The following is a 26,206-nucleotide window of genomic DNA, read 5'->3' on the forward strand; positions in this document are numbered from 1 at the left end:
AACGTGATGAACATGACCACGACCACTGCCTCCGCCGGACTCGCAGCACCGGACCTCGGGACCGCGACAGCCCGCGGGGTGGGGCGGCGTCGCGCCTCCTACGTGCCGCCCAACTGGTTCGCCGCGGTGATGGGCACGGGGATCATCGCGATCGCCGCGCACAGCCTGCCCTGGCAGCCCACGGGTCTGGCGGAGGTGGCAACCGTTTTCTGGCTGTTGGCCTGCGCGGTGTTCGGCCTCGTGCTGGTCGCCACGGTCCGGCACTGGGTCCGCGACCCGGAGGTCGCCCGCGGTCATCACGCCCACCGCGTCGTCGCCCACTTCTACGGGGCGGTGCCGATGGCGATCATGACGGTCGGGACCAGCACGATGGTCGTCGGAGCGACGGTGATCGGCCGGGATCTGGCGTTGGGGATCGACCTCGTGTGCTGGGTCGTCGGCACGATCGGCGGGGTCGTCACCGCCGTGGTCATCCCGTACCAGCATCTCATCGTCGGGCGCGACGGTTGGTGAGGCGTTCGGCGGCTGGTTGATGCCGGTCGTCCCCCCGATGGTCTCGGCGTCGGCGGCCGCGGTGCTCACCCCGCAGTTGTCCGCTGGTTGGGCGTCGCATGTGGTGATGGGGATCGGTTGCGCGATGTTCGTGCTGGCCGCACTCGCCTCGCTCCCCATTCTGTGGGTGCTGGCGTCGCGGCTGCGCACCGGCGACGTCGGCGCCGCGCACATGGTCCCCACCTGGTGGATCGTCCTCGGACCTCTCGGCCAATCGGTCACCGCGGCGTGCCTGCTGGCCCACGTCGCACCCCATGTCGTCGACGCGCCCATGGCTGAGACCTTGCATTCGTTCGCGGTCGGTTATGGCCTCGCCGTCTGGGTGGCAGCGACCCTCTGGATCGGTGTGGCTGCTCGGCTCACCGCGCGGACCCTGAGGTCGGGGATGCCGTTCGCAATGACCTGGTGGGCGTTCACCTTCCCCCTCGGCACCTACGTCACGGGTTCGAGTGCGCTGGCCCTCACCGTCGGCGGGACGGCCTTCGAGGTCGTGGCCGTCGCCGGGTTCGCAGTCCTCGTGGTGGCATGGAGCGTGGTGGCGGTTCGCACGGTCCGCGGGGTGGTGTCGGGAGAACTTCGCCGCGCTCCTCTGGTCCCCGTGAAGTAGAGGTCCGCTGAATTCAGCGTCTTGGTGCACCCGCACGGGACGTCTTAGCTGCTGTGACTGGTGGGGTTTCTGTTCACCACAGTCCACCACGGTCCACCGCTGGGGCACGAGCAACAATGATTGCTTTGCAACAGGATTCGATGACGATGAGGGCTGTGGAGAAATCTCGTCGTCGAACGTGATTGCGAGTAGCTTGGTGTCATGCCCTCGATCACCGAGCTCCGTGACACCCTCATCTCCCTGCCGTCACCACCCGACGACGGTAGTGGCCGCGCCCTGCACGAGCGGCTCGACGAGTTGCGTGTGCTACGCAACGTGCTGGATCACCAGATCGCCGTGCATGTAGCGCTTTTCGACGCATCTGGCGCGTCAGTGCGTGCGGGGTCGACCACACGGAACGCACTGATCGAGATGGGCATTCCGCCCGCGGCCGCGCACCGCTATGTGCGCATCGCCGGCGGAGTGGAGTCGGTGCCGAAGGTCGGAGACTGTGCCGCCGAGGGCTATCTGTCTGCCGAATGTGTCGACGCGGTGATCCGCGGGTTAGCGCTCATCGACAAACGTTCTGCCACAGCGCTGTCCGACGACGAGCGCTGCGGATATGAGAGCGAATTGCTTGCGCAGGCATTCTCCGGCGCCACCCCGACCGAGATCGACGGCCACGCCCGCGGGATCACCCAGCGGGTCGCCGACACCGACCCCAGCATCGTGGAGGCGGCCGATGACGCGTCGCTGAACACCGTGCACACCCACATCACCGAGGAGGGTCGGGTCGCGATCACCGCAGATGTGACCGCGGTGATCGGGGAGAAGTTCGTGTCCATGATCGACGAACGGTCCTGTCCGCGTCCCGAACCCGACGGCGCCGCCGACCGTCGAGGCGCGGCCGAGCGCCGAGCAGATGCACTGGAACTGTTGTTGGATCAAGCTGCAATCGGCGCGGCGATGACCACCGCCGGCGCACCCCGCACCCAACTCCTGGTCACCATCCCTGCCGACGGCGCTGACCCGGCACGCCTGCCGTGGGTCGGGGCGGTGTCGGGGTCGACGGCGCGCCGGTTGTCGTGTGATGGCGGGGTGGCCGAGATCGTCCTCGACGACGAAGGGGTGCCGTTGCGGATGGGCACCACGAAGCGGTTGTTTCCGCATCACCTGCGGCAGGCGATCATCGTCCGCGATCGGTGTTGTGTGAAATGCGCTGCGCCAGAAGCGCATACGCAAGTTCACCACTTGGTCCACTGGGCCGACGGCGGCCCCACCGATCTGGACAACGGGTGCCTGCTTTGTCAACGCTGTCACACCCAGGTCCATCACCACGGCTGGCAGGTGGTGATGGGTCCTGACCGGCATCCGTGGCTGATCCCACCGGCCGACATCGACCCGAAACGCCTACCCCGACCCGCCTACAACCGGCGCACCATGCGACTCGACGACGCCCTCGTCTAGGCGCCCCGCCCACAGACCCTCGGGCGTCGACCTCGGCGCCACACGGCCTTTGACAACTCCATAGTGTGAAAGACCCGCCCGCCGGGATCTCGTAGCGAGAATCGGTTTGTCCGGTGGCGCGCCTTCGCGCTACGAAATTCCGGTGGGCGCGGGTTGCGAAGTGTGCGCGGGCCCCGTCTGCACCGGTGCCTCATGCATCCGGTCCACGTCCTCCAGGCTGAGTCCGGTGGTCTCGACTCGGAAGGTCCACGTGACGAACGCGCCCAGCATCGACGTTCCGGCCAGGAGGAGCACGATGATCGCCGTTCCCCAGGCGTCGAGGAGGATGGGGAACAGGAAGGCGGTGAGAACTGCGCCGACCTTGGCGACCGAGGCGGCGACGCCCGCGCCGGTCCCGCGCAGCGAGGTGGGGAAGACCTCGCCGGCGAGGAGGTAGGTCATGGAGTTCGGACCCACGTTGGTCATGAGGTTGAACAGCATGAAGCCGACGAAGACGAGGATGATCTGCAGGGTGCCGTCGAGCAGGGTGGATGCGGCGGCTATCACCAATCCGACCGCACAGCCGAGGAAACCGAAGACCTGCAACCGGATTCGGCCGAACCTGTTGACCAGGTAGATCGCCAGCACGATGCCGATGAGCAGGAAGGCATCGATGAGGACCGCGCCTTCGGTGCCGTGCAGGTCGTCGGCGACGACGCCGCTGACGGTCGAGTCGTTCGCAGCGGCGGTCCCGATCGTCGCGGCGATGATCGTCGGGGTGAAGATGCCGATCCCGTAGGTCCCGAGGTCCTGGAGGAACCACGGGATCGAGGCCAGGATCGTCGATCGTCGCCAGGGTCGGCGGAAGAGTGCCGTGACATCGGTGGTCGAGGTGGCGCCGGACCCGGATCCGTCGTGGCGCGTGAGGGTGACGGTGGTCGGGTACTGCGGTCGGCGAGCCAGTAGGCGTTTCAGTTCGTACTCCGCCTCGTCGACCCGGCCCGTCCCGAGGAGCCAGTGCGGGCTCTGCACAACGAAGAGCCGGCCGACGATCACCAGTACGGACGGTACGACCGCCACACCGAACATCCAGCGCCAGTCCGACAACTCGTCGCGATTGCCGAGGATGATCACTCCGACCAGGGTTCCGGCGAGTGCGCCGACGGCTTGGAAACCGAACGCTGCCAGCACTCCTCGACCCCGGATGCTGGTCGGCATGGTCTCGGAGATCATGGTGTGGGCGGTCGGGTAATCGCAACCCAACGCCAGTCCCATGCCGATGAGGCAGACCACCAGCATCGGAAAGCCGGTGCTGACCGTGACGCCGACCAGGAAGGCGGTGAACAGGATCATCTCGGCCAAGAACATCTGGCGGCGACCCCACCGGTCGGACAGTCCGCCGAGGGCCGACGCGCCGACCATGATGCCGAGCAGCGGCGCGGCTGTCACGACGCCGGACTGGGCTGAGCTGAGCCCGAATTCGTCGATGATCAACGGCAGGGCCACGCCCACCATGAAGACGATCATGCCCTCGAGGAACTTGCCTGCGGAGGCCAAAAGCCAGATCCGCTTCTGCATGGCGGTCATCGCGCCTGCGGTGGCGGGTGTGCCGTCTCGCCAGGTGGGGACCTCGTCGAGGTAGCTCTGCACGGAGGCGGGAGGGACGGCCGAATCGTGTGCCGACATGCGAATCCTGTTCTACGCCGACGAGTTCCACGCGATATGACGGTGAATCGTGTCTGTGGAAGTCGGACGCTACAGGGTGCCGTCGGCCATCGCGTTGCGGCGGGATGAACGTTTGACGCCGCCGATGACCTGCGCGGTAGGACTCGGTGCGCACCGAGCCCTACCGCGGCTGCGCGTCACATGCCGGCGGGCGGATGTCCCAGACAGATCAGGGCGCCCATCGGATCCTTGATCGCGGCCAGCGTCCCGTATGGGGTGTCCTCGCCGGCCATGAGGATCTCCGCGCCCAGCGACTTGGCCTGCTTCACCGTGGCCGCGACATCGTCGACGGTGATGTAGACCTGCCAGAACGACGGCACCCGGCCGGGAAGAGCTTGACCGAGTCCATGATCCCCGCGTGTGACGTCTCGCCGTAGAAGATCTGGCCGTAGCTGTCGGGCCCGACGGCGTCCGGGTCGCCACCGGTGCCGATCTCCTCGATGCGCGCGCCGAGCACGGTCCGGTAGAACTCGACGGACTTGGGGTAGTCCATGCTCTGACACTCGAACCAGTAGGGCGTGCCGTGCTCGCCGAACTCGGTGTACCCCTTGTGATTCTTCGGTTGCCAGAACCCGATCGCCGCCCCCGCGGTGTCGAAGGCCATCAACATCGTGCCCTCCTCGCCGATGGCCATCGGCGGCACCATGATCGAGCCCCCGGCCGACTCGACGGCCTTCACCGTGGCGTCGGCATCCTCGGTGTGGAGGTACACCGTCCAGATGTCGGGCGGCCCGGCGCCTTCCATCACCGGGCTCAGCCCGGCCACCCGCTTGCCGTTCTTGTGAAAGTTCCGATAACCGCCCATCTCCTCGTCGGGGGCCTCGGCCTCCCAGCCGAAGATCGCGCCGTAGAACTCCTCGGCCCTTGCGGTGTCACTGCTCATCAGGTCGAACCAGATCGGTGCCCCGGAGGGGGCTGCATACTCGGCCATTGCTGGGTCCTCTTTCTTGCTCCGCGTGAACTGGTGGACGACTGCCCGTCGGAACTTCTGACTGGCAGGGTCGCGCAAACTCATCGGTCGCGGACGGCGTTGCGGATAGTCCGACTCATATCCACCGACGTCGGCTCATGGCACCCTGATCGGATGACCAAGCATGCAGGGACGGTCGAACGACTCCGCGGCCTCGCGTGGCGACGATGCTGGGGGGTGGTCTGCTGCTGGTGCTCCTGGCACAGGTGCAGTGGGGCAGTACCGATGAGGGCGTGAAGCCGTCGATCACCGGGCTGGGACGCGTCACAATCCTGGGCGCCAGCGACGACGATGTCGCGTTCTTCTTCGAGGACAACACCGGCCGCCCGGGCCTGAGCGTGGTGGTGCTCGGTGCCGTGATCGCGGTGGTCGCCGCCCTCGGCTGGTGGCGCCCACGTCTGCGCCCGTCCGCCATCGGCCTCATCGGGCTGGCGTCGGTCATCGTGCTCGTCGTCGGCATCCGCACGCTGAGCGACCCCGCCGCGCATCTGTTCTCCGACCGCGTGTCCGAGGCGCTCGACGCCGACCTCCCCGACATGCAGGCGGGTTACGGACTGATCGGGACCGTCGTGGTCGCGATCCTGCTCCTGGTCGTCGTCGGATTCTGGGTGCTGAGCACCGTGTGGCCGCGTGCGGGTGCCGCCGACCGAGTCGAGATCAACCGAACCGACGAATCGTCTTGATGTAGCCCATGTCCTTCAACTTCGTGAAGCCGATCCGGGACGCCGTTGGGGCCGTAGGCGTTGAACACCCGACCGGCGCCCGCGTAGATGCCGACGTGCCCGGCGTCGCGACCGAAGATGATGATGTCGCCCGGTGCCAGGGCGCGAAACGGTATCGCGTGTCCGACCTTCGCCTGCTGCTGGCTGGTCCGGGGGAGCTGGACGCCGGTCGTGTAGAACGCCCACCGCACCAGCCCGGAGCAGTCCCACGAATGCGGGCCGACGCCGGCCCACTTGTACGGCTTGCCGATCTGGGTGATCGCCGCCCCGAGCGCGTTGAGGCCGACGGTGGTCGGGATCGGCAGATAGATCGGGACCGACCCGGAGGAATCCGACGATCCCGCGGCCGCGGCGTGACCGGTGTCGAGGAGTGGGGAGCCGGCAAGGGGAACGCCGACCGACAACGCGGCAGTGAGTGCGATGGTGCAGGTCACGCGCCTGGCGCGCGTCATCGAAACGGACATGACGACAGCTTGGCCGAGGCGGGACGGCGTGTCGTCGATCGTTCCCCAGGAGTGACGAACGTGTGACCGGTGTGATGCCTGAGCCTTGTGTTATCTAATGGTGCTGCAGTTCCGGTTAACCGATCACCAGTAGCCGTCGGGATCGGTGGCGGGCGACTCGGCCGGGATGATGCCCTCGGTGACCCCGTGGTCGATGCTCGCCGACAGCCGGGCGCACGTCGGCATCATCGCTCCGGGCAGCAGCGGGCCGTTCCCGTCGTCGCCGCCGGCGCGCATCTGCTCGAGGCCGAGGCAGCGGTCCCGGGCGTCGGCGTTCCACTGCACGCTGGTGTGGAACGAACTGGTCTTCTTCACCAGCACACAGGCGTGGCATGCCCGGCACTCGATCTCGCGCATCCCACCCTGCAGGTAGTGCTCGCGGTCGCGGCGGGTGGCCTCGTGAACCCGGGCGAGCCGGTCCGGATCGTTCTGGAAGTCGGGCGCCTTCGCCCAACGGTCGGAACCCCCGGGAGCCCCTGCCATCCGAACCCCTGCCGCCCGGGTCACGTCAGACCTCGGCCTTCTCCGTGGTCTCCGACGCCGTGGATTCCGCAGCCTTCTCGGCCTCCTGGCGGCGCAGGTTCTCCTGGATCTCCTCGTTCCAGCTCTCGAGGGCCTTGGAGGTGTCGATTTCGTACTCGAACCGGCCGGTCATCTCGTCGGTGACGTCGGCCTTGTCGACGTAGAACTGGTCGTACCAGCGGCGGAGCTGGTAGACCGGGCCGTCCTCCTCGACGAGGAGTGGATTGTCGATGCGGGTCTTGTTCTTCCAGATCTCGACGTCCTGAAGGAAGCCCACCTCGACGCCGGCGCTGATCTTGGTGGCCATCTTCGACGCCTGTTCGGCGGTCAGGCCGTCCGGGACCTTGGCCATCACGCCGTACATCAGAACGAAGGAGTTCTCGTCGATCGGGTAGTGGCAGTTGGTGAGGATGGTCTCGACCGCGTAGCCGCCGTAGTACTGGATCATCGGGTTCAGCATGTACGACGGGCCGTAATACGCCGCGATCGATTCGAGGCGGCTGTCGCCGTAATTGGTGCCGAGGGTGACGTCGGGCCGGCCGTGCGAATTCATGTACTGCGCGGCGATCTCACCCTCGAAGACGTTCTTGAAGTAATCCGGAAGAGCGAAATGCACGTAGTAGAAGTGCGCCATGTCGACGACGTTGTCGATGATCTCGCGACAGTTGGACCCCTCGATCACGATGCGGTTCCAGGTCCAGGGCGTCCACTCGTCGGACCCGAATTCCTCGAGTTCGGGGATGATGCACTCCTCCGGGGGCGGATTGCCCTCGGGATCGTTGTAGACGAAGATCTGGCCGTTGCGGACCATCGACGGCCACGAGCGCGTCTTGGCGAGCTTCGGGTTGCGTTTGGCGTAGGGCACGCCGGCGCACCGTCCGTTGCCCTTCCACAGCCAGCCGTGGAACGGGCACGCCACGTTGTCACCGGACAGCTTGCCCTGGGAGAGGTCGCCGCCCATGTGCCGGCAGAACGCGTCGAGCACGTTCACCTCGCCCTTGGTGTCGACCCAGACCACCAGCTTGGTGCCGAAGATCGTGACGGAGTGGGGCTTGCCGTCGTCGAACTCCTCGTGCAGGCCGAGGCAGTGCCAGCCGCGCGCGAACCGGGTGGGCGGTGCACCCGTGTCGATCTCCCGGATACCCACATCGGCCCCGTCGGAGGCGACGGCTGCGCTCGGCGTGCCGGGGCTGCTCGGGGTCATCGTCTCGGGTCCTGAAGACATGTGCCCTCTCCTGTCTGTGGCTGGTGTCGCGTCGAAGAACTGTACCCAATACTAGAACACGTTTCAGATTTGTCAGCCCGATCGTCGTCCCGAACACCGATCGGGCCTGTACATGGGCATAAAGTCCCAGTCCTCGACAGAAATGAGAACGTGTTCTAATCTCGAACTCGATGGGTACAGCGGCCGGCTCGTCCGGCCGAGGAGAGACGAGTAGGAGCAGGCGAGATGCCAGCACAACGGAGCGAAGCCGCCGAGCAGGTCCTGGAGAAGATCAACGTCCTGCTCCCGGAACTCGAGCAGCGTGCGCAGTCGACCGAGGATCTGCGTCGAATCCCCGACGAGACCGTCTCGAGCCTCGAGACCGCCGGCTTCTTCCGGCTGTTGCAGCCCGAGCAGTGGGGTGGCTACCAGGTCGACCCGGTCACCTTCTACGAAGCGGTCCGCCGGATCGCGTCGGCCTGCGGGTCCACCGGCTGGGTGTCGGGCATCATCGGCGTCCACAACTGGCACCTCGCCCTCTTCGACCAGCAGGCGCAGGAAGACGTGTGGGGTTCGGACACCAACGTCCGGATCTCGTCGTCGTACGCGCCGATGGGCATGGGTGAGGTCGTCGACGGCGGCTACAAGGTCAACGGTTCGTGGGCGTGGTCGTCGGGTTGCGAGACTGCTGACTGGGTCTTTGTCGGGGGTCCGGTCATCAAGAACGGCAAGCCCGTCGACTTCGTCAGCTTCCTGATCCCGCGTGAGGACTACACGATCAAGGACGTGTGGAACGTCGTCGGTCTGCGCGGCACCGGGTCCAACACCATCGAGGTCAAGGACGTGTTCGTGCCCCGGCACCGCATGCTCAGCATGCGCACGATGTCGATGGGGCAGAGCCCGGGCCTGGAGCGCAACACCGCGCCGGTCTACAAGATGCCATGGGGCACCATTCATCCCAGCACCATCGCGACGCCGATCGTCGGCATGGCCTACGGCGCCTACCGCGCCCACGTCGAGCACCAGGGCAAGCGGGTCCGGGCCGCCTACGCGGGCGAGAAGGCCAAGGAGGATCCGTTCGCCAAGGTCCGGATCGCCGAGGCCGCCAGTGACATCGACGCCGCGTGGCGCCAGCTGTCGGGCAACCTGCAGGCCGAGTACGACCTCATCCTCGCCGGCGAGGAGGTCCCGATGGAACTGCGCCTGTCCGCTCGACGCGACCAGGTGCGTGCGACCGGACGTGCGATCGCCGCCATCGATCGGCTCTTCGAGAACTCGGGCGCCCACGCCCTGGAGAACGGGACACCGATCCAGCGCTTCTGGCGCGACGCCCACGCCGGCCGCGTGCACGCCGCGAACGACCCGGAGCGCGCCTACGTCGCATTCGGCAACGGCGAGTTCGGGATTCCCATCGGCGACACGATGGTGTGACCCTTCGTGACGCTCGCAAGCTCGCTCCTCAGGGAGCAGGGAAGTGGCTCGCAAGCTCGCTCCTCAGGGAGCAGGGACAAGACAGGATTGATCGAGATGAGTGACAGTCCGATTCGCTCGTTGGGGTACATGAGGATCGAGGCCACCGACATCGAGGCGTGGCGCACCTACGGCCTCAAGGTCCTCGGCATGATCGAGGGCTTCGGTCTCACCGACGGTGCCCTGTATCTCCGGATGGACGATTTCCCGGCCCGTCTGGTCATCGTGCCGTCCGAGCACGACCGGCTCGCCTGCGCGGGCTGGGAGGTCGCGAACGCCGCTGAGTTGCAGGATGTCCGGGATCGGCTGTCGCGTGCGGGTGTGGTCTTCCGTGAGGGCAAGGACGAGGAGGTCGCCGACCGTCGGGTCGCCGAGATGATCGTCTTCGACGACCCGGCGGACAACACCCTGGAGGTCTTCCACGGTGCCGCGCTGGAGCACCGGCGCGTCGTCAGCCCGTACGGGCACCGCTTCGTCACCGAGGAGCAGGGTCTGGGCCACGTGGTCCTCACCTGCTCCGACGACAAGGCAGCGCTCGAATTCTACCGGGACGTACTCGGATTCAAGCTCCGGGACTCGATGCGCCTGCCGCCGCAGGTGGTCGGCCGCGAAGAGGGCGACGAGGTGCCGTGGTTGCGCTTCCTCGGGTGCAACCCCCGACACCATTCGCTGGCGTTCCTGCCGATCCCGAACAGCACCGGCATCGTCCACCTGATGGTGGAGGTGGAGAACGCCGACGACGTCGGCCTGTGCCTCGACCGCGCGCTGCGCAAGAAGGTGCCGATGTCGGCGACGCTCGGCCGACACGTCAACGACCTCATGCTGTCCTTCTACATGAAGACGCCGGGCGGCTTCGACATCGAATTCGGTTGTGAGGGGCGCACGGTGAAGGACGACGAGTGGATCGCCCGGGAGAGCACGGCAGTGAGTCTGTGGGGGCATGACTTCAGCGTCGGGTTCAAGGGCTGAGATGCCCTTGTCCGAGATGCCCTCCGGCGCCGCGACCCGGCAGTCCACACGTTCGCCCTACGGGTCTGCCGATTTCGACTCCCGTCAGTTCCGAACGGCGATGGGCCAGTTCTGTACCGGGGTCACCGTCATCACGACCCTGGACGACGCGGGCAAGCCGGTCGGGTTCGCGTGCCAGTCGTTCGCCGCGTTGTCGCTCGATCCGCCGCTGGTCCTCTTCTGTCCGATGAAGACCTCCCGGAGCTGGAAGGTCATCGAGAAGACGGGCAAGTTCTGTGTGAACGTCCTGTCGAACCGCCAGCAGGACGTCAGCGCCGCCTTCGGCGCCCCCGGCGACGACAAGTTCGCGAACGTCACCTGGGACCCGTCGCCGGCCGGCCTCCCCGTCATCCGGCACAGCCTGACCTGGGTCGAGTGCGACGTGGAGACCGTCACCGACGGCGGCGACCATCACATCGTCATCGGCCGCGCACTGACTCTCGGAGAAGTGCTGCAGGACAAGCCGTTGCTGTTCTACCGTGGCGGCTACCTGTCGACCGAACACCCGCGGGTCACGCCCGCACAGGCAGAGTTGGAAAACTTCCTCACATGGACGGGCGGGGACACCTGGCTATGACCGTCGACGACGCGACGAGCACCGAGACAGCGACGACCGAGACATCGTCAACCGAAACAACGAGTGGCGCACCGCTGGTCACGCAGCCCCTCCTCGACGCGATCGCGGAGGCCGAGAAGCTGGTCGCATCGGCCGATTTCGCCGAGACCGACCAAGATCTCGCCGAAGGCTACGACTACCTCGCGGGGAGTATCGCCGCCATCGTCCAACTGGTGCGCGCCCGGTCCATCTCCCACCCGAACTTCGTGACGTCCACCGGGCCGTCGACGAAGATGGGCCTGGACAACCCGGACACGCTCTACTATCACGCCGACGTCGAACCCACCGGCACCTACCGGGTACGCGGGCGGCGGGGTACCACAACCGATCTCAGCTTCCAGGTCCTGCGCGGCGACTACACGGCCTCGTCGGTACCGGGCGGCGAGGATGCGTTCGACGACCGGCGGCTGACGATCGCCGACGACGGGTCGTTCGAGCTGACCTTCGGCCCACCCATCCCGGATGCGCCGGACGACTACTTCCCGCTCGGCGAGGGCGCGTCGATGCTCGCGGTGCGCGAGGTCTACTCCGACTGGTCCGAACGCAAGGGGTCGATCACCATCGAACGGGTCGACACCATCGGGACCGCGCCGCCGGAGCCGGACCTGGCCCGGGTGTCCCGCCGGTACGCGACGGCCGGCAAGATGCTGACGGCTCGCATCAACACCTGGTTCAATTTCCCGAAGTGGTTCTACCTCGACGAACCGGTCAACACGTTCACCGAACCGCGGCAGACCCCGGGCGGCCTCAGCACGCAGTTCTCCTCCGTCGGACACTTCCGGTTGGGGCCCGACGAGGCGATGGTGATCACCATTCCGCGGTCCGACGCCCCGTACCAGGGATTCCAGCTCGGCAGCATGTGGTACATCTCGCTGGACTACGTCAACCACCAGACCAGCCTGAACTCCGCTCAGGCGCAGGTGGATCCGGACGGCATGATCCGCATGGTGGTGTCCCACCGCGACCCGGGCGTCGCGAACTGGATCGAGACGACCGGCCGGTCGACGGGCATCCTGCAGTTTCGGTGGCAACGCAGTGATTCGCCGATCGGCCCGGACCTGGGCCCGACCGCACAGGTCGTCGCGCTCGACGAAGTCGCCGGCCATCTGCCGCACCTCGAGCACAACAGGATCGACGCCGACGGCTGGGCGGAGCGGATCACGGCACGTCAGCGCGGGTTCGCCGAGAGGATGCTGGGATGAGCGCACAGGGGGGTCTGCTCGCTGACAGGGTCGTCGTGGTCTCGGGTGTCGGTCCGGGACTCGGGCGGTCGATCTGCCTGCGTGCGGCCGCGGCGGGCGCACGGGTCGTCCTCGCCGCCCGTACGGAATCAAGGCTGAAGGAGGTCGCCGCCGAGATCGACGCCGCCGGCGGGACCAGTCTCGTCGTGCCGGCCGACATCACCGACGACGCCGCCGTCGAGAACCTGGTGGCCACCACCGTCGCCGAGTTCGGCCGGGCCGATGTACTGGTCAACAACGCCTTCGCCCTCCCGTCGATGAAGCCGTTGTCCCGCACCGACTTCGATCAGATCGCGAGCAGCATCGACGTCACCGTGCTGGGCACGTTGCGGGTGATCCGCGCGTTCACCGACGCGCTGGGCGAGTCCGACGGCTCGATCGTGAACATCAACTCCATGGTCATCCGGCACTCCGAACCCCGTTACGGCAGTTACAAGATCGCGAAGTCGGCGCTGCTGGCGATGTCGCAGTCGCTGGCCTCCGAACTCGGCGACAAGGGGATTCGCATCAACTCGGTCGCACCGGGTTACATCTGGGACGACCAGCTGAAGTGGTACTTCGGCGAGGTCGCCAAGAAATACGGGATCTCACCCGACGACGTCTACGAGCAGACGGCGTCGAAGTCCGACCTCAAGCGATTGCCGGAGCCGGACGAGATCGCCGACGCCGTCGTGTTCCTCGCCTCGCCGATGGCGCGCGCCATCACCGGGCACACCCTGGACGTGAATTGCGGTGAATACCATGACTAGTGCGGCACGCACCGACGTCGGCACGATCGAAGACCTGCATTCCTCGGCCACTCGCGCCACCGGCCTCGACGACTTCGGGGACACCGAGTACCTGGAGCCGCTGGGCATCCTGCTCGACTCCTACCGCTCCGAGGCGGGGCTGACCGAGATCGGTAGCAAGATGTTCCGCTTCTTCCTCAAGGGTGCGTTGGTCGCCCGGTTGCTCAGCGAGGCGTCGTGGAAGGCGAACCCGGGGTACGCCGACGTCGAGGTGACGCGGCCGATCTTCGTGACCGGCCTGCCGCGCACGGGAACGACTGCGCTGCACCGACTCCTGGCCGCCGATCCGGCGCACCAGGGCGTCGAGATGTGGCTCGCCGAGTTTCCGCAGCCCCGGCCGCCGCGCGAGACCTGGTCCGACAACCCCGTCTACCAGCAGATCCAGGCCGGGTTCGAGCAACATCACGTCGAGAATCCCGAGTTCATGGGGTTGCACTACATGGACGCCGGCGAGGTCGAGGAGTGCTGGCAGCTGCTCCGCCAGAGCGTCATGTCGATCTCGTACGAATCGCTCGCGCACATCCCGACCTACTCGAGGTGGCTCGCCCAACAGGACTGGACGCCGGCGTATCTCCGACACCGCAAGAACCTGCAGCTGATCGGGCTCAACGATCCCGGCAAGCGGTGGGTGCTCAAGAACCCCAGCCATCTGTTCGCGCTCGACGCGCTCATGGCGGCGTACCCGGATGCCCTGGTGATCCAGACGCACCGGCCGCCCAGCACTCTCATCGCGTCGATGTGCAGCTTGGCCGAACACGCCACCCCGGGATGGTCGACGACGTTCACCGGCGAGCAGGTGGGCCAGGACCAGCTCGAGCTGTGGTCGCGCGGACTCCGTGAGTTCTCCACCGCACGGAAGCGGTACGACCCGGCCCAGTTCCTCGACATCGACTTCACCGATCTGCGCAACGACCCGATGGGCACCGTCGAGCGGGTGTACGCGGCGCTGGACACCCCGATGTCGGAGGACGCGCGTGCGGCGGTGACCGCGCTCGACGAGGAGAGCCGGTCGGGTGCGCGCAAACCGAAGCACCGGTACCAGCTCGCCGATTACGGACTCGACGAGGCAACGGTCGAGGCGGCCTTCGCCGTCTGACCCACAGGCCGCCCGTCGGTCGTTCTACAGTGCTTCGCATGGCAGAACCGGAGAACCGACAGTCGGCAGAGGGACTGAGCCGGCTCATCGCATTCGCCGACGCGGTGGTCGCGATCGCGCTGACCCTGCTGGTGCTCCCGCTCGTCGACATCGCGAACGACCTGCGCGAGGATTCGTCGGTCGCGGACGTGGTGTCCGACAACTCGATCGAACTGGTCAGCTTCATCATCAGTTTCGGCGTCATCTGGATTTTGTGGCGCCAGCACCATCAGACGATGGAGTACTTCCGCGCCTACGACCGCACGCTGATCAACCTCCACTTCATCTGGTTGCTCACGATCGTGGCGCTGCCCTTCGCGACGGCCCTCATCGACGGCGCCCACATCGAACAGGCCAACATCCTCTACATCGGTGTGCTGGCCGTCTCGGTCGGCTCGCTCATCGGGATCGCCGAATGGGGCCGTCGGCACCGGGAACTGCTCGCCGACGACGACGCCACCGACCGATGGGTTGCCTCGTCGAGCGGAGTCGCCACGTTCATCATCCTCGCGGTCGCACTGGGCGTCGCGATCGTGTTCCCGCGCAGCGGAAATCTGCCGCTGTTCCTACTGCTGCTGACCGATCCGGTCGAGCGGCTGCTCGCCCGGTGGCGGCCGCGGCGGCACTGAGGTCGGGTCAGCGCAGTGCGCGGGCCGCTTCGGTCACCGCGGTGTGCGGGGCACCGAACATCTGCGACGTGGCCTGTGCGCGTTTGAAATAGAGCTGGATGTCGTGCTCCCAGGTGATGCCGATGCCGCCGTGCAGCTGGATGGCCTCGCCCGCGACACGACGATAGGCATCGGAGCAGTACACGTGGGCGGCCAGCGCCAGATCGGCGGCATCCGGGTCGTCGGCGGCGAGGGCGGCCACGGCGGCGCGGGAGATCGACCGCGCCGTCTCGACCAGCACGTACATGTCGGCCATCCGATGCTTGAGGGCCTGGAACGAGCCGATGGTGCGCCCGAACTGCTTGCGGGACTTGGTGTAATCGACCGTGAGGTCGAGCGCTCGCTGCGCGCCCCCGACCTGCTCGGCGGACAGCAGGGCCCAGGCGAGCGCACGGAGCCGGGACGCGAGATCGTCCGGCGCGGGGATCGCCGCGGACGCCACCTCGTCGAAGCGCACCGAGGACAGCGCCCGGGTCGGGTCGAGGACGGGCATCGGCGACACCGAGACGCCGTCCGCATCGGCGGCCACCTCGTGCAGGGTCAGGTGTGTCCCGGGGCCGGCCGCGAGCACGAGGAGCACGTCGGCCGACTCGCCGTCGACGACGAAGTGGGCTGTCCCGGTGAGGAGTCCGGCGTCGGCACGCACACCGGGGGTCTGCCAGCCGCGTTCACCGGCCCAGCACACCGCCGCGGTCCGCTCGCCGGCGGCCAGGGCGGGCAGAAGTCGCGACGACGCGTCGTCGTCACCCGCGAGCAGGATCGTGCCGGTGGCGAGTGCGGAGCCGAGCGCGGGGACGGGACTCAGTGCGGCGCCCAGTTCTTCGAGCACCGCGGCCGACTCCATCCATGACGCCCCGGCACCGCCGAATCGCTCGGGGACAGCAAGCGCGGCGACCCCGATCTCGGTGCACAGCGTCTGCCACAGGGTCGAGTCGATGCGCCCGGGAGCGCACATGGCCGCGCGGACCGTGGTCGAATCGCCCCGGCGACGCAGGAGATCCCGCACCGCCTCGACGAGTGCCTCCCGTTCCTCCGCGCCGATGGCCGGGCTTTCGATGCCGGTACTGACGGTCACAGCGTCTCCAGGATCCGTTGGCGGTGCACGGCGGGGGAGCCCCAGGCGTTGAGCAGCGCCCGGGTCTTGGTGATGTACAGCGAGATGTCGTGCTCGGCGGTGTACCCGATCGCCCCCATCACCTGCAGCGAGCGGCGGGCCGACAGGTCGCCGGCCTCGGCGGCCGCGACCTTCGCCGCCGAGATGTCGCGCGAGACGTCGGTGCCCTCCGGCACCTGGCCGTCGACGCCGAGGGCGGCCGCGTGAACGAGGGGGCGGGCCATCTCGATGGCGATCGCCACGTCGGCGAGATGATGTTTGACGGCCTGGAACGACCCGATCGGTCGGCCGAACTGCTTGCGCGACTGCGCGTATTCCGAGGCGATGGACAGCATCGCCTGACCCAGGCCGAGCAGCTGAGCAGCCGTGGCCAGTGCGCCCGCGTCCGCGGCGTCGGACGCATCGACCCCGGTGGCCAGGACGTCGCCGGCGGTGACCCGCGACAACGTCCGGGTGCTGTCGACCGAGGGCTCGGTGCTCTGCACGGTGGCCCGCGAGAGCACTCCGTCCTCGACGAGGTAGACATCGGCGGAGGCGGTGTCGGCGGCCAACGGCTGGAGCGGTCCGATCGCGCAGGTCGCCAGCCGCCCCTCGGCGAGGTCGCTGAGCGGGCCCGACACGTCGGCGTCGTGCAGCAGGATCGGCAGCACGGCGACGCTCTCGACGATCGGGCCCGGGGCACAGTGGCGTCCGAGTTGCTCGACGGCGACGACCATCTCGACGGCCCCGGCGCTGCTGCCGCCGTGTGACTCGTCGATCAGGAGTCCGCTGATGCCCGCGTCGGCCAGCTGTGAGTAGACCTTGGCGACAGCCGCGCGGTCACCGGCCGCCCAGGCGCGCGTGGCGGTCGGCATGTCGGCCTTGCCCAGCATGGCGTCCACCGTCGAGGCGAGGTCGGTGTGGATGTCGGAGAGTCGGAAGTCCATGATGATCACCGATCTCCACGGGGAAGGCCGAGCAGGCGCTCGGCGATGACATTGCGCTGGATCTCGTTGGTACCCGCGTAGATCGGCCCGGACAACGAGAAGAGGTAGCCATCGGTCCACCGGTCGTCGAGCTCGGCGGCCGGGCCCTGCAGGTCGAGGGCGGTCTCGTGAGCGGCGATGTCCCACTGCGACCAGAACACCTTGTTGATCGACGACTCCATGCCGAGCGAACCACCGGCCGCAAGACGACTAACCGTCTGATACGTGGACAGCTCGTAGGCTCGCGACCCGATCCACGCATCCGCCACGCGCGCATCGGTGTTCGCCGTCGACGGGACGTCGTCCCGGTTCGACCGCCACAGTTCGACGAGGCGGTCGGTGGTGGCCAGGAACCGGCCGGGTGCGCGCAGCGACAGCCCGCGTTCGTTGGCGGCGGTGCTCATCGCGACCCGCCACCCGTTGTCCACCTCGCCGATGACACCCGACTCGCCCGGATTCGACGGATCGTCGGGGACGAAGACGTTCTCCAAGAACAGCTCTGCGAACCCGGCCTCGCCGTCGAGCTGTGCGATCGGCCGGACGGTCACGCCCTCGCTGCGCAGGTCGAACATGAAGTAGGTGAGACCCTTGTGGCGCTGTGCCTGTTTGTCGGTGCGGAACAGGCCGAAGGCGCGGTCGGCGAAACTCGACCGCGAACTCCAGGTCTTCTGACCGTTGAGCAGCCAGCCGCCGTCGGTGCGAACGGCGGTCGACCGCAGCGAGGCGAGGTCGCTGCCGGCCTCGGGTTCGCTCCACGCCTGACCCCAGATGTCGTCGGCGTTGGCCATCCGCGGCAGGATGCGTTCCAGCTGAGCAGGACTCGCGTGCTCGAACAGGGTGGGTGCGAGCAGGAAGATGCCGTTCTGGCTCACGCGTCCGGGAGCACCCGAACGGTAGTACTCCTCCTCGAAGATGACCCAGTGCAGCAGCGGGGCATCGCGGCCGCCGTATTCCTCCGGCCAGCTGACGACCGACATCCGGTCGGCGGCCATCGTTCGCTCCCACTCGCGGTGCGCCTCGAATCCCTCGGCGGTGTCCATCGACGGAAGCGGTTCGCGCGGAACATGATCGGCCAGCCAGGTGCGGACCTCGGCGCGGAAGTCGTCGGCGGCGTCGTCGAACAGCAGGTCCATGTCAGCTCACCGATCCCGAGTGCCGGTCGACGCCGACGCCTTCATCGACTTCGCGTCCATCCCGCCGAGCGAGTCGCCACCCGCCTCGGAGTTGGCCGCGTGCGCGAAGTGGTGCCAGCCGAACACCGAGTCCATCGAGTTGCGCAGGCCCATCTGGTCTTCGCAGATGTTGACGGCCTTCTTGCTCAGGAAGAGCCCCTGCATCGGCATGGCGACCGCCTTCTCGGCGATCTCGTTCACCTTGGTCTCGAGGGCGTCCCGGGGAACGACGTGGTTGACCATGCCCCAGTCGGCCGCCTGCGTCGCCGTGAAACGTTCACCGGTGAAGAGGATCTCCTTCGCCCGGCGCGGGCCGAGCGCGAAGGCGTGGGCGAAGTACTCGACGCCGGGGATGCCCATGCGGGCGACCGGGTCCGAGAAGAACGCGTCGTCGGAGGCGACGATGAAGTCGCAGATCCAGGCGAGCATGAGACCGCCGGCGATGCACGCGCCATGGACCTGGGCGATGAGGGGTTTGGGGATGTCGCGCCAGCGGCGGCACATCCCCATGTACACCTCCATCTCGCGGGCGAGACGCTGGTCGGCACCGGTCTTGTCGGTGTGGTCCCAGTGCAGGACGGCCGCGTTCTCGTAGTAGGTGTCGAAGTCGCGTTCGGGGGTGCCGATGTCGTGTCCGGCCGAGAAGTGCTTGCCGTTCGCCTGCAGCACGATCACCTTCACCGAGGCGTCGTCGACGGCCTTGCGGAACGCGGCGTCGAGCGAATAGGTCATCACCGAGTTCTGCGCGTTGCGGTACTCCGGGCGGTTCAGCGTCACATAGGCCACCGCGCCGTCGGGGCCGCCGGTCTCGTAGGCGACCGGTGAGGTATCCGGGCCCAGATCGTCGGGTCCGAGCGGAGGTGGGATGACGGCGTCACTCATGCCCCCGAGACTAACCTAGCAAGTGCTTGGTTGGTAGTCGGTGTGGGTGATCGCCGGGGTCAGAAGTGCGGTGTGGGGCGATAGGTGAGCTCCTGGATCCGGCCGTCGAGGAGGCGGCTGTCGTCGGCATCATCTCGGCGAACTCGCGAAACATGTTGGCGACGATCACCATTCGATGTTTCCTCTGCTGTTTAGCCCTAAAGAACACCATAACCCCTGCTCCCTGAGGTGTGAGGAGCGCAAGCGACGAGCCACGAAGGGCGGGCGAGCATCGAACATGGCCCTTCGTGGCTCGCTTCACTCGCACCTCAGGGAGCATGAACAGAACGCTCTCGAGCGTTGTCTGCCGGTCACATGTCGGGGCAGCGCAAGTTCCGTCGAAGTGGCGCCGTTGTGTCGGGCCGGCAGCGTTGCAGGTCTTGCGTGGACTACGAAAGAACACTCTTAAGCGTCCACATCTCTGCTCCCTGAGGTGCGAGCGAAGCGAGCCACGAAGGGCTCCGCAACCTGTCTCACCAGGCCCTTCGTGGCTCGTCGCTATCGCTCCTCACACCTCAGGGAGCAATGGGGTCGCTTCTTTCGGATTAGGGGGCGGTTGGGTCTCCCCTTGTTCCTCGCACCTCAGCGGTCTGTCGGGGGGCGGTGGCGGGAGCCCCGCTCAGGGGATGACGATGCTCCCGCTGCAGCTCGTGGACGGCACGCTCCAGAGCGCGTTCCGGTTGACCGCGCTGAAGGTCACGTTCACCCGGCCCTTGCCGATCTGGTTGACGGGGATCACGAAGTAGTGGACGCCCTGGTACGGCGGGTTCACGCGGACGTTGCTGACCTTCGAGCCGCGCTTGCCGGTGGCCAGGTTGTGCCAGTCCAGGCGGGCCGAGGACTGGTAGCCGCCGGGAAAGTAGCTGGTGAAGTCGGCAGCGATGTAGGCGTTGCCGGCATACGTGCTCACGATCGTGCGTCGCGCCAGGAACGGGACGTCGACGACGTTCGGGCTCAGGCCCACGCAGGTCGACAGCGGATACTCGCGGGACACCGCGTTCGCGTCGCCGGTGGCCGCGACGCCGAGCCCGGCAGCCGAGGTCAGAGCGATGGCGGCGGCGGCCAACCGGGTGATCGTCTTGGTGCTGGGCATATCTCGACTCCCTTGCTGGTGGCGACGGTGACGTGTCGTGATCACCGGTCAGTTTTCCGCAGGAGGTCCGTTTCGTGGGTATTTCCGGGCGCAGTGTTCATTCGTTCGGTCGACCCGCCCCTCAGCTGAGATGACTCGAGATCTCGTCGGCGGCGGCACGCGTGGCCTCGCCGAGTCGGCGCACTTCGTCGACGTCGAGGGTGGTGTTCGGGCAGACGACGATCGCCGCGACCACCCGACGGGCGGAGTCGAAGACGGGGGCACCGATGGTGACCACGGGTACCCCCGTGCCGTCGGCCGCGCAGGCGTCGATCTCCTCGGGCAAGTAATCGATGACGGACAGCTCGGTGAGCAGGTCGCCGACCCGCGCGCGCAGGGTGTCCGACATGGTGTCGAGGGAGCTGAGGGCCTCGATCATCGCCACGTGGTCGTCGGTCATCCGCTCGATCGAGTAGCCGCGTTCGGCGACGACGTCGAGCACCATGCCCAGCCGGGTGCGGGTGGACTCGGCGGCCTGGCCGATCCAGTTCGACCGGGCGTCGTCCGGGTCGAAGGCGATGAACTCCCGACAGATCGGCGGGCGGAGCCGGATGCGGCTGCCGTTGCGCAACCAGGGATGCTGCGCGGTTTCCGGTGCCAGGTGGGGCGGAAAGGCGTGCGACGCCAGGGTCACCGCGTCGGCCGAGGTCCGTCGGGCGACGAAACAGGGGACGTCGAACCGTTCGCACAGGTCGCGCGCCGCCGACGCCGCCCACCGTACGAGGTGGTCCGCGCCGTCGGCGTTCCGGACGAGGCCGACGAAGGCCGGTCCGACGCCGAAGGTGCCGGCCGACGGGTCCCGGATCAGCCATCCGCAGTCGACGAGTTCGGAGACTACGGCGTGCGCGGTGGCGCGCGACATCGAGGTCTGACGCACGATCTCGGCCAGCGTCAGCGCCGGTTGTTCGGCGTCGGCGAGGAGTTCGACGATGCGGACGACCCGGGCGGTCGGTGGCGACGCCGCACGTGCCGGTTGACGTGCGTCGGAGAAGTCACCTACGGTTTGTGTCACATTGTCAACACATAGTGTCGAATATTCGACATGTCAAGGGGGTTGCTCCGGTGGCCATCACCATCGACGCCGACGACGGACGTCGTCCCGACGACACCGAGGACCGGCGTCGTCGTCATCACGGTTATGAGCTCTCGCATCTCGCGGCGCTCGAGGCCGAATCGGTGCACATCTTCCGCGAGGTCGCCGCGACCTTCGAGCGTCCGGTGCTGCTGTTCTCCGGCGGTAAGGACTCGGTGGTGATGTTCCATCTGGCCCGCAAGGCCTTCTGGCCGGCGCCGATCCCGTTCCCGCTCATGCACGTCGACACCGGGCACAACTTCGACGAAGTGATCGAGTACCGCGATCGCGTGGTCGCCGAGACCGGGGTTCGCCTGCTCGTCAGTTCCGTGCAGGACGACATCGATGCGGGACGGGTCGTCGAACAGACCGGGCCGGGGGCCAGCCGCAACCGGCTGCAGACAGCCGCGCTGTTGCGCGGCATCACCGAGAACCGATTCGACGCGGTCTTCGGCGGCGCCCGGCGCGACGAGGAGAAGGCGCGCGCGAAGGAGCGCGTGTTCAGCTTCCGAGACGAGTTCGGCGCATGGAACCCCCGCGAGCAGCGGCCCGAACTGTGGCGGCTGTACAACGGACGGCACGCCAAGGGCGAGCACATCCGGGTCTTCCCGTTGTCGAACTGGACCGAACTCGACATCTGGCAGTACATCGCGGCGGAGGACATCGATCTACCCGAGATCTACTACGCGCACCAGCGCGAGGTCATCCCGCGCGACGGCATGCTGCTCGCGAAAACCCGCTTCCTGCAGGAGCTCCCGGGTGAGGAGGTGCGGACCGAGACGGTCCGGTTCCGCACCGTCGGTGACGCCACGTGCACCGGTTGCGTGCTGTCGGGCGCCGACGACGTGATGAAGGTGATCGAAGAGATCGAGGTGACGAGGCTGACCGAGCGGGGCGCCACGCGCGCCGACGACCGGATCTCCGAGTCGGGGATGGAAGACCGCAAGAAGGAAGGCTACTTCTGATGGGCGACCTCATCGCCGCCGGCGGCGCGACCGAGTTGCTGCGTCTGGCGACCGCGGGCTCGGTGGACGACGGCAAGTCGACACTCATCGGTCGGCTCCTCTACGACTCGAAGGCGATCTTCACCGATCAGCTCGAGTCGATCGAGCGCACCAGCGCCGAGCGCGGGGACGAGTACGCGAACCTCGCGTTGCTCACGGACGGCTTGCGCGCCGAACGCGAGCAGGGCATCACGATCGACGTCGCCTACCGGTACTTCGCCACGCCCAGAAGGAAATTCATCATCGCCGACACCCCGGGGCACGTGCAGTACACGCGCAACATGGTGACCGGCGCCTCCACCGCCGATCTCGCGATGATCCTCGTCGACGCCCGCAAGGGCGTGCTGGAGCAGACGCGGCGGCACGCCTTCCTGTCGTCGTTGCTCGGCATCCCGCATCTGACGGTCTGCGTGAACAAGATGGACCTCGTCGACTGGTCGCAGGAGCGATTCGACGAGATCTGCGCGGACTTCGTCGATTTCGCGACCAAGCTCAACGTCGTCGACCTGACCTTCATCCCGGTGTCGGCGCTGCGGGGCGACAACGTCGTCGAACAGTCCGTGGCCATGCCGTGGTACGAGGGGCGTCCGCTGCTGAATCACCTCGAGCACGTCTACATCGCCTCCGACCGCAACCTGATCGACACCCGTCTGCCCGTCCAGTACGTGATCCGGCCGCAGCGCAGCGACGGCGCCGACCACCGCGCCTACGCGGGCACCGTTGCCGGCGGTGTACTCGCCAAGGGCGACGAGATCGTCGTCCTGCCCAGCGGTTTCAGCACGACCATCACCGAGATCTGGGCGCCCGGCGGCCAGCCGGTCGACGAGGCCTTCGCGTCGATGGCAGTGTCCGTCGAACTCGCCGACGAGATCGACATCGTGCGCGGCGACATGCTGGCCCGCCCCAACAACCGGCCGTACGTGGGACGCGACCTGGACGCGATGGTGTGCTGGTTCGCCGACGACGCCGAACTGCGACCGGGCAACCGTTATCAGCTGCTCTGCGGAACCCGGTTGACCCGCGCGCAGGTCAACGGGCTCAACTATCGCCTCGACGTCAACTCGCTGCACCGCGACGAGGACGCGGAGGGATTGTCGCTCAACGAGATCGGACGCGTCACCCTGCACACCCAGGAGCCGGTGACCTTCGACTCGTACCGGCGCAACCGCGACACGGGCAGCTTCATCCTGATCGACGAGGCCACGAATCGGACGGTCGCTGCGGGGATGATCACGGCGCCGGTGAGTCACGACAGTCATGTCGTCTGGCAGGCGACGAAGGTCGGGCGTGAGCACCGTGCGCACCGCGGCGCGACGATCTGGCTGACCGGTCTGTCCGGCTCCGGGAAGTCGTCGCTGGCGGTCGAACTCGAGCGGCGCTTCGTCGCCGAGGGGCGTCCGGCGTACCTGATGGACGGGGACAACCTGCGGCACGGCCTGAACTCGGATCTGGGCTTCTCCGACGACGACCGCCGGGAGAACATCCGCCGGACCAGCGAGGTGGCGGCGCTGTTCGCCGATTCGGGTTCGGTGGCGATCGTCTCGCTCATCAGCCCGTTCGCCGAGGAACGGCAGCGGGCCCGGGAGATCCACGCCGAGCGCGGGCTGCCGTTCTACGAGATCTTCGTCGACACCCCGCTCGCCGAATGCGAACGACGCGACCCGAAGGGGCTGTACGACCGCGCGCGGCGGGGGGAGATCAGTCAGTTCACCGGCATCGACTCGCCCTACGAGCGTCCGTCCGACCCGGATCTGCACATCACCCCCGACGACGGCCCGCCTTCCGAGGTCGCCGACCTGGTGCTGCGTAACCTGGGTCTGTGAGCGCAGCCTCATAGCCGTCCGGCGCGAAGCGCCGCGTCCTGCCACCGGTATCCCGACCGAGAGGAAACCCCGTGACCGACGATCGTGCCCTGGCCGGTGAACTGGCCACCGCCGCAGGTGAACTCCTGCTCGACATCCGACGCTCCAGCGGATTGACGGGCAAAGAGCTCGGTCAGGAGGGCGACCGCCGGTCCGACGAGTTCATCCTCGGGCGTCTCGCACAGGAGCGGCCGGACGATGCGGTGCTGTCCGAGGAGTCGGCCGACGACAAGTCGCGGCTGTCGGCGTCGCGCGTGTGGATCATCGACCCGGTCGACGGCACGCGTGAGTACGGCACCTACGAACCCGGCGGCGGCCGCAGCGACTGGGCCGTGCACGTCGCGCTGTGGTCGGCCGACGACGGGCTGATCGCCGGTGCGGTCGCCTTGCCGGCCCTCGGGGTGACCTACCTCGACGACGGTTCCGCCGTCGAGCCCGTGGAAGGCCTGGCCTCCCGGCCCCGGACCGGGTCCCGCGCGTCGTCGTGAGCAGTTCGCGCCCACCGGCCTTCGCCGACGAGGTGGCCGCGGCGATGGCCGGCGAGGTGCTGCCCATGGGGTCCGCCGGTGCCAAGGCGATGGCGGTGGTGCGCGGCGAGGCCGACGCCTATGTCCACGCCGGCGGCCAATACGAGTGGGATTCGGCCGCACCCGTCGCCGTCGCGAAGGCGAAGGGCCTGTGGTGCGGGCGGATCGACGGTTCGCCCCTCGTCTACAACAACGAGGACACCTACCTGCCCGACCTCGTCATCTGCCGGCCCGAGTTCACCGAGGCGATCCTCACGGTCACCACCGAGGGTGCCGGCGGCTGACGTCCGAGCGCCTCAGTGCGTGACCACGACCTTGATCGCGACGATCACGGTCGCCACCAGCGTGACCGCTCCGGAGCTGAACAGCGTTGCCCGACTCGGTCGTTCGTTGTTGAGACGGTCGATGACGAAGACCGTGCCGCCGATGCGCAGAAGGATCACGATCTCCGCGACGAGCTGGGCGGTGCGGGGCTCGATCCAGCCGATCAGACCGAGCAACAGGATCGCGCAAGGTAGGAGCGCCGAGGTCAGGATCGGCACCGAGTCGCGGAGATGGCCGAGTACCTCTGATCGCGTCGGCTCGACCTTGCCGTCCGACACGCGCCGGGCGACGCCCTCGGCGAAGACGTGCGCGATGAAGGTCGACGCGGCGGTGCCCGCGAGGATCGCGATACCGACGAAGTCGTCCTCGACGTGCAACGGGATGAGCACGGCCAGGATCAGGATGTTGCCGTAGATGTAGGCACTGATGCGCGGCGCGGCGTGCTTGCGTTCGAGCGGGCTGTCCCGACTGAACAGCGGCCCGTGCAGTAGGGACCACGGACTGTTGCTCATAGCTGGTGAAACTATCAGCGCGGGAGGAGTTCGGCGACGACAGCGGCGATGGTGTCGTCGGGCCGCGTCAGGCAGACCGTCGCCGCCACGGTGGCCACCTGCTGGACATTGTCGGTCACGTCCAGATCGGTCAGGACCGCCGCCCGCCGGGCGTCGTCGAGTTCGCGGAACTCCGTGCACGTCATGGTCGACGCGGAGCCGGACCCGGTATCGGAACCGGACTCGGAGCCGCGCGACGGTGACGCACTGGCCCGGCTGCTGTCCGCAGATGTGGCGGGGCTGCTCGTCTCGGTGGCGCTCGTGGTCGGGACCGCTCTGTCGGGTGAAGGCGCGGGCGCGGCGTCGTCGGACGAACACGCACCGATCGCCAGCATCATCATCGCGGCCATCGACAGGCCCGCGGCCAGCTCGGCGGGGCGGGATCGGCGGGCGGGAACAGACATCA

The 26,206-nt window shown here is 67.5% G+C and carries 22 protein-coding genes and 4 pseudogenes; 13 read left to right on the forward strand and 13 right to left on the reverse strand.

What is annotated here, in order from left to right:
* Positions 1 to 6: 6 nt before the first annotated feature.
* Together QAD21_RS04080 and QAD21_RS04085 are read left to right on the forward strand one after the other, a co-directional pair.
* Positions 7 to 1,159 (forward strand): annotated as a pseudogene (locus tag QAD21_RS04080) (TDT family transporter).
* A 201-nt stretch (positions 1,160 to 1,360) separates the two neighbouring features.
* The gene (locus tag QAD21_RS04085; protein WP_280360555.1) at positions 1,361 to 2,605 is read left to right on the forward strand and encodes an HNH endonuclease signature motif containing protein; all 1,245 of its coding nucleotides are present in this window, start codon (positions 1,361 to 1,363) and stop codon (positions 2,603 to 2,605) included.
* A 129-nt stretch (positions 2,606 to 2,734) separates the two neighbouring features.
* Here QAD21_RS04085 and QAD21_RS04090 read toward each other — a convergent pair whose 3' ends face one another.
* Both QAD21_RS04090 and QAD21_RS25305 read right to left on the reverse strand, forming a co-directional pair.
* A complete protein-coding gene (locus tag QAD21_RS04090) occupies positions 2,735 to 4,270 on the reverse strand; it encodes an MFS transporter (RefSeq protein WP_068971140.1) in 1,536 nt (511 codons plus the stop codon).
* 176 nt (positions 4,271 to 4,446) lie between these two features.
* Positions 4,447 to 5,240 (reverse strand): annotated as a pseudogene (locus QAD21_RS25305) (VOC family protein).
* Positions 5,241 to 5,446: 206 nt separating this feature from the next.
* Here QAD21_RS25305 and QAD21_RS04105 point away from each other — a divergent pair.
* Complete coding sequence (locus QAD21_RS04105; RefSeq protein WP_280360557.1) at positions 5,447 to 5,962, forward strand: hypothetical protein; 516 nt, start codon at positions 5,447 to 5,449, stop codon at positions 5,960 to 5,962.
* Here the strand turns inward: QAD21_RS04105 and QAD21_RS04110 are convergent.
* From QAD21_RS04110 to QAD21_RS04120, 3 genes and pseudogenes are all read right to left on the reverse strand, one after another.
* Positions 5,937 to 6,453 (reverse strand): annotated as a pseudogene (locus tag QAD21_RS04110) (NlpC/P60 family protein). The gene QAD21_RS04105 and the pseudogene QAD21_RS04110 overlap by 26 nt on opposite strands.
* Before the next feature lie 135 nt (positions 6,454 to 6,588).
* Positions 6,589 to 6,987 (reverse strand): hypothetical protein, encoded by a 399-nt coding sequence (locus QAD21_RS04115; RefSeq protein WP_065629138.1) that lies wholly within the window; start codon positions 6,985 to 6,987, stop codon positions 6,589 to 6,591.
* A gap of 25 nt (positions 6,988 to 7,012) precedes the next feature.
* A complete protein-coding gene (locus QAD21_RS04120) occupies positions 7,013 to 8,251 on the reverse strand; it encodes a Rieske 2Fe-2S domain-containing protein (protein WP_068971143.1) in 1,239 nt (412 codons plus the stop codon).
* A 225-nt stretch (positions 8,252 to 8,476) separates the two neighbouring features.
* On the opposite strand from QAD21_RS04120, the gene hsaA reads away from it, so the two are divergent.
* From hsaA to QAD21_RS04155, 7 genes are all read left to right on the forward strand, one after another.
* Entirely contained in the window at positions 8,477 to 9,661 is a 1,185-nt protein-coding gene (gene hsaA, locus QAD21_RS04125) for a 3-hydroxy-9,10-secoandrosta-1,3,5(10)-triene-9,17-dione monooxygenase oxygenase subunit (protein WP_065629140.1), read from the forward strand.
* A gap of 96 nt (positions 9,662 to 9,757) precedes the next feature.
* Positions 9,758 to 10,669 carry an iron-dependent extradiol dioxygenase HsaC gene (gene hsaC, locus QAD21_RS04130; RefSeq protein ID WP_068969867.1) on the forward strand — a complete coding sequence of 304 codons (912 nt, stop codon included), beginning with the start codon at positions 9,758 to 9,760 and terminating at the stop codon, positions 10,667 to 10,669.
* A 16-nt stretch (positions 10,670 to 10,685) separates the two neighbouring features.
* Positions 10,686 to 11,285, forward strand: coding sequence for a 3-hydroxy-9,10-secoandrosta-1,3,5(10)-triene-9,17-dione monooxygenase reductase subunit (gene hsaB, locus QAD21_RS04135; RefSeq protein WP_068969869.1), 600 nt, complete (start codon positions 10,686 to 10,688; stop codon positions 11,283 to 11,285).
* On the forward strand, positions 11,282 to 12,526 hold the full coding sequence (locus QAD21_RS04140) for a hypothetical protein (RefSeq protein ID WP_068969866.1): 1,245 nt from the start codon (positions 11,282 to 11,284) through the stop codon (positions 12,524 to 12,526). The genes hsaB and QAD21_RS04140 overlap by 4 nt, the downstream gene beginning before the upstream one ends.
* Positions 12,523 to 13,314, forward strand: coding sequence for an SDR family oxidoreductase (locus QAD21_RS04145; protein ID WP_068969865.1), 792 nt, complete (start codon positions 12,523 to 12,525; stop codon positions 13,312 to 13,314). The genes QAD21_RS04140 and QAD21_RS04145 overlap by 4 nt, the downstream gene beginning before the upstream one ends.
* Positions 13,307 to 14,449, forward strand: a complete 1,143-nt coding sequence (locus QAD21_RS04150; protein ID WP_068969864.1) for a sulfotransferase — start codon at positions 13,307 to 13,309, stop codon at positions 14,447 to 14,449. The genes QAD21_RS04145 and QAD21_RS04150 overlap by 8 nt, the downstream gene beginning before the upstream one ends.
* A 38-nt stretch (positions 14,450 to 14,487) precedes the next feature.
* Complete coding sequence (locus QAD21_RS04155; protein ID WP_068969863.1) at positions 14,488 to 15,117, forward strand: TMEM175 family protein; 630 nt, start codon at positions 14,488 to 14,490, stop codon at positions 15,115 to 15,117.
* A gap of 7 nt (positions 15,118 to 15,124) precedes the next feature.
* On the opposite strand, the gene QAD21_RS04160 is transcribed toward QAD21_RS04155, so the two are convergent.
* From QAD21_RS04160 to QAD21_RS04185, 6 genes are all read right to left on the reverse strand, one after another.
* Complete coding sequence (locus QAD21_RS04160) at positions 15,125 to 16,231, reverse strand: acyl-CoA dehydrogenase family protein (RefSeq protein WP_068969862.1); 1,107 nt, start codon at positions 16,229 to 16,231, stop codon at positions 15,125 to 15,127.
* The gene (locus QAD21_RS04165; RefSeq protein WP_068969868.1) at positions 16,228 to 17,196 is read right to left on the reverse strand and encodes an acyl-CoA dehydrogenase family protein; all 969 of its coding nucleotides are present in this window, start codon (positions 17,194 to 17,196) and stop codon (positions 16,228 to 16,230) included. Before QAD21_RS04165 ends, QAD21_RS04160 begins: the two co-directional genes overlap by 4 nt.
* A 5-nt stretch (positions 17,197 to 17,201) precedes the next feature.
* The gene (locus tag QAD21_RS04170) at positions 17,202 to 18,368 is read right to left on the reverse strand and encodes an acyl-CoA dehydrogenase family protein (protein WP_058251161.1); all 1,167 of its coding nucleotides are present in this window, start codon (positions 18,366 to 18,368) and stop codon (positions 17,202 to 17,204) included.
* Between the two features lie 6 nt (positions 18,369 to 18,374).
* Positions 18,375 to 19,289, reverse strand: coding sequence for an enoyl-CoA hydratase (locus QAD21_RS04175; protein WP_068969861.1), 915 nt, complete (start codon positions 19,287 to 19,289; stop codon positions 18,375 to 18,377).
* A 658-nt stretch (positions 19,290 to 19,947) separates the two neighbouring features.
* The gene (locus QAD21_RS04180; protein WP_058252577.1) at positions 19,948 to 20,421 is read right to left on the reverse strand and encodes a hypothetical protein; all 474 of its coding nucleotides are present in this window, start codon (positions 20,419 to 20,421) and stop codon (positions 19,948 to 19,950) included.
* 121 nt (positions 20,422 to 20,542) lie between these two features.
* Complete coding sequence (locus QAD21_RS04185; protein WP_068972226.1) at positions 20,543 to 21,472, reverse strand: helix-turn-helix domain-containing protein; 930 nt, start codon at positions 21,470 to 21,472, stop codon at positions 20,543 to 20,545.
* A 62-nt stretch (positions 21,473 to 21,534) separates the two neighbouring features.
* Here QAD21_RS04185 and cysD point away from each other — a divergent pair, with 62 nt between their 5' ends.
* From cysD to QAD21_RS04200, 3 genes and pseudogenes are all read left to right on the forward strand, one after another.
* Positions 21,535 to 22,497 carry a sulfate adenylyltransferase subunit CysD gene (gene cysD, locus QAD21_RS04190; RefSeq protein WP_171011707.1) on the forward strand — a complete coding sequence of 321 codons (963 nt, stop codon included), beginning with the start codon at positions 21,535 to 21,537 and terminating at the stop codon, positions 22,495 to 22,497.
* The gene (gene cysC, locus QAD21_RS04195; protein WP_068972225.1) at positions 22,497 to 24,359 is read left to right on the forward strand and encodes an adenylyl-sulfate kinase; all 1,863 of its coding nucleotides are present in this window, start codon (positions 22,497 to 22,499) and stop codon (positions 24,357 to 24,359) included. The genes cysD and cysC overlap by 1 nt, the downstream gene beginning before the upstream one ends.
* Positions 24,360 to 24,430: 71 nt before the next feature.
* Positions 24,431 to 25,209, forward strand: a pseudogene (locus QAD21_RS04200) (3'(2'),5'-bisphosphate nucleotidase CysQ).
* 12 nt (positions 25,210 to 25,221) lie between these two features.
* On the opposite strand, the gene QAD21_RS04205 reads toward QAD21_RS04200, so the two are convergent.
* On the reverse strand, positions 25,222 to 25,761 hold the full coding sequence (locus QAD21_RS04205; protein WP_068972223.1) for a hypothetical protein: 540 nt from the start codon (positions 25,759 to 25,761) through the stop codon (positions 25,222 to 25,224).
* A gap of 14 nt (positions 25,762 to 25,775) precedes the next feature.
* Positions 25,776 to 26,204, reverse strand: coding sequence for a hypothetical protein (locus tag QAD21_RS04210; RefSeq protein WP_068972222.1), 429 nt, complete (start codon positions 26,202 to 26,204; stop codon positions 25,776 to 25,778).
* Positions 26,205 to 26,206: the final 2 nt, after the last annotated feature.

This window comes from Gordonia sp. SMJS1, from assembly GCF_029866425.1.
In the GTDB taxonomy this organism is placed as follows: Bacteria; Actinomycetota; Actinomycetes; order Mycobacteriales; family Mycobacteriaceae; genus Gordonia; species Gordonia hongkongensis.